The sequence below is a fragment of the uncultured Amaricoccus sp. genome (genome assembly GCF_937858865.1).
GTDB lineage: Bacteria > Pseudomonadota > Alphaproteobacteria > Rhodobacterales > Rhodobacteraceae > Amaricoccus.
The window spans coordinates 1-1,680 of the sequence record NZ_CALLYO010000281.1; the positions used below are offsets into that span (position 1 = coordinate 1).

A 1,680-nucleotide genomic window follows, 5' to 3' on the forward strand; every position below is an offset into this window, starting at 1 on the left:
GTCGGCGCCGACGCCAACGTGGCGGTGGTGAACCAGGGGGTGGCGGTCGACGCCAACTCGACCACCCTCCAGCAGCCCATCGTCGCCTTCGTCTTCGGCCAGCAGGGGCTGATGGCCGGTGCGACCGTCGAAGGCTCGAAGATTTCGCGGATCCACCCGAGGAACTGACGGCCGACCACCGGCCGGTCGGCGACGAAGCGGCGCGCGCCGGCGTCCAATGCGGGCCACCCTTCGGGATTCGCTGAAACTCTATCCGTCGCCGGCGTGCTTGACACCTGCGCCCCCCGCAGCGCAGGTCGGGCAGGCCACAGCCGGAGAGACCGACGCCATGCCCGAGACCACGACCACACGCACCCTTTCGATGCAGCCGCTGACCCGGGAGGCCTTCGCCCCCTTCGGCGACGTGATCGAGGCCGCGGGAGAGAGCTTCCCGATCAACGGGGGGATGTGCGACCGCTTCCACGACCAGGCCCGGATGGAGTTCACCGGCGACGGCCGCGCGGGGATCAGCGTGGGCTTCGGCCGCCCCTACCCGCTCCCCTACAGCTTCGACCTGCTCGAGCGGCACCCGCTCGGCAGCCAGGCCTTCATGCCGATGACCGAGGACCCCTTCCTGGTGCTGGTCGCACCGGACGAGGGCGGCCGTCCGGGCACGCCGATCGCCTTCCTGACCCGGCCGGGCCAGGGGGTGAACTACCTGCGGGGCGTCTGGCACGGGGTGCTGACGCCGCTCGGGCGCGCGGTCCCCTTCGTGATCGTCGACCGGATCGGCACCGGGAACAACCTCGAGGAGGCCCGCTTCGAGGCGCCCTGGACGGTGACGGCCGGCTGATCCGCCGGCCGATCCGGGCGTCAGGCGGCGCGGCGCAGCCGGAAGCGGCCGAGCGCCGCCGCCTCGATCTCGAAGGCGGCGCCGCCGAGCCGGAGCACGCGGCGGAAGCGGCCGGCGGCGTGCATTCCCCGCTCGGCCTCGGCGCGGTGGCTCCTCACCGCGAGCCCCTCGGGCAACTCGTCGAGCACCCGCTCCTGCTCGAGATCCTTCGGCTCGCTGCGCCGGCGCGAGGCATAGACCGCCATGGCGGCGACGGCGCCCACCTGCATCAGGCGGAGCGCGAGCGGGGAAAGCAGGATGGCGGGCACGGGACGGTCCTCCGGAGATCGGCAGGGAGAATATAGGCACGCGTCCGCCGGCGCAAATGGCTACTGCGTGTTCGAGGCTTGCAACCCGAGCCGCGCTCGCGCCTTTCTCCCCTGTGGGCGTCCGGTCGACGCCGCTCCAGCAGAAGGATGCAGCAAATGTGGAAGTTGATCGCCGCCGCCGGACTGGCGCTTTTCGTCCTCTCCGCCTGCAACACCGTCAAGGGCGCGGGCGAGGACGTCCAGGCCGCCGGCCATGCGGTGCAGCAGGAGGCCGCCGAGGCGCAGGACGCGATGTGAGCCTCAGGCCGCCTCGGCGAGAAGCAGCCCCTCACGCGCGCCGGTGATCGTCGCGCGCAGGAGGCTGCCGGGGCGATGGCTGCCGGCGACCAGCGTCTGGGCGAAGCCCTCGGTGCGGCCGAGGTCGGCGCGCTCCATGAGGAGCTCGACCCGGCGGCCCTGCATCGCGGCGAGATGCGCCCGCACCCGCTCGGCGCCGGAGGCGCGCAGCCGGCTGGCGAGCTCGCGGACGGCGGCGCGGTC

Annotated in this window: 3 protein-coding genes and 1 pseudogene; 2 read left to right on the forward strand and 2 right to left on the reverse strand. The window is 73.2% G+C overall.

Annotation, left to right across the window (positions count from 1 at the left end; all coding sequences use genetic code 11):
- The first annotated feature begins 328 nt into the window (after positions 1–328).
- Positions 329–832, forward strand: coding sequence for an ureidoglycolate lyase (locus Q0112_RS08095; RefSeq protein WP_297973743.1), 504 nt, complete (start codon positions 329–331; stop codon positions 830–832).
- A gap of 20 nt (positions 833–852) precedes the next feature.
- Here the strand turns inward: Q0112_RS08095 and Q0112_RS08100 are convergent, their stop codons facing one another.
- Entirely contained in the window at positions 853–1,140 is a 288-nt protein-coding gene (locus tag Q0112_RS08100) for a hypothetical protein (protein WP_297973746.1), read from the reverse strand.
- Between the two features lie 156 nt (positions 1,141–1,296).
- Between Q0112_RS08100 and Q0112_RS08105 the strand changes: the two genes are divergently transcribed.
- Positions 1,297–1,437: an entericidin A/B family lipoprotein gene (locus tag Q0112_RS08105; protein ID WP_297973747.1), complete on the forward strand. Its 141-nt coding sequence runs from the start codon at positions 1,297–1,299 to the stop codon at positions 1,435–1,437.
- Positions 1,438–1,440: 3 nt separating this feature from the next.
- Here the strand turns inward: Q0112_RS08105 and Q0112_RS08110 are convergent.
- Positions 1,441–1,680: pseudogene (locus tag Q0112_RS08110) on the reverse strand (tRNA (N(6)-L-threonylcarbamoyladenosine(37)-C(2))-methylthiotransferase MtaB); the annotation flags it as partial.

Bases quoted from the DNA above. Each gene is read 5' to 3' on its own strand.
- Q0112_RS08095 (WP_297973743.1), top strand. From the start codon at position 329: ATGCCCGAGACCACGACCACACGCACCCTTTCGATGCAGCCGCTGACC.
- Q0112_RS08105 (WP_297973747.1), top strand. From the start codon at position 1,297: ATGTGGAAGTTGATCGCCGCCGCCGGACTGGCGCTTTTCGTCCTCTCC.